Source organism: Methanolobus psychrotolerans (assembly GCF_002243045.1).
In the GTDB taxonomy this organism is placed as follows: domain Archaea; phylum Halobacteriota; class Methanosarcinia; order Methanosarcinales; family Methanosarcinaceae; genus Methanolobus; species Methanolobus psychrotolerans.
This window is the reverse complement of the sequence record NZ_MBKP01000100.1, coordinates 1-1,023: the sequence shown is the minus strand read 5'-3', so window position 1 is coordinate 1,023 and position 1,023 is coordinate 1. Positions and strand designations below refer to the sequence as shown.

The following is a 1,023-nucleotide window of genomic DNA, read 5'->3' as shown; positions in this document are numbered from 1 at the left end:
GGACCTTGCAGCTATGACAGGAATAATCTGTTTATCGAGCACAGTTAAATTCGACCCGTGACTATCAGGTCCGGCATCTGCTATCAGCATGACAGGTTTTTGAGCTGTTGATTGTGTACACTTATCTATCGTTTCCTGGAATATAGTATTGTCATTTTTACTCGCATCCACAGCATCCCAGTAAACCGGCAATCCAAATAACCTGTCAACAATACAGGTATCAGTGTACCCTGTACCTGAAAGTACACTGTACTTTCCGGTTTTCTTAACATAATGTCCTGCATCAGGGTCTGAAAAAGTACCGGTCTTCTTATCTTTTAAACCGTTGCAGTTGCACTTGAAAAATCTTCTGTCCCATACCCATATTTTATCATCGATCAACTTTAAGTCTCTGCATTCCTGTAGCACTATTTCTGCAAATTTATTCAGGTGCCTGGAAATGATCAGTAAATTTCATCGGTATGAAGTTAACGATATCTTTTCATCACTTTCAATACCTAATTCTTTCCTTAGAGTGCTATTTTGATTGAATTCCCTCAGGAAAGATTCAAAATTTAAGTAGCCGAGCTTACATCTTGAAATTTCCATTTTTATTATGTTGCCCAGGCTTAATGTTTCTAAATATGGTTTATAGGATATTTCATCCTGCAGTCCCTTGAAATAGATATCTATCGACGGATTTAATACAAAAAGATGATCAAGATATCCTTTGAAATTCTCGTAATTCCTGAAGGCCACTACTTCATCAGGTCGGATGCAATCTTTAATCTGAACATTGCTTTCTGAGGTCTTCGGAATAATCCTGTAAGGGAGTCGGATATTGTTTTTTAAGATGCTCTTCTTGTCTTCAAGGAAATCTTCAAGCAATGTCTGGAAAATATGAATAACGTTCCTGACACTCTTTTTTTTTCTTTTTGAGGTTGTGTATTTTTTGTTGAGAATATAAATTTAAATTTTGTATTGTTCTGTGTTATCAAACTTAATATTGTGGCTTTGGATATGGTTCTTTCAAACAGGTTAAAG

Annotated in this window: 1 protein-coding gene and 1 pseudogene; both read right to left on the bottom strand. The window is 36.0% G+C overall.

Translation table 11 applies throughout. The features are described from left to right. Positions 1 to 381, bottom strand: a pseudogene (locus BB781_RS15175) (transposase); the annotation flags it as partial. 72 nt (positions 382 to 453) lie between these two features. Continuing rightward, entirely contained in the window at positions 454 to 867 is a 414-nt protein-coding gene (locus BB781_RS15170) for a hypothetical protein (protein ID WP_094229279.1), read from the bottom strand. Between the last annotated feature and the right edge of the window lie 156 nt (positions 868 to 1,023).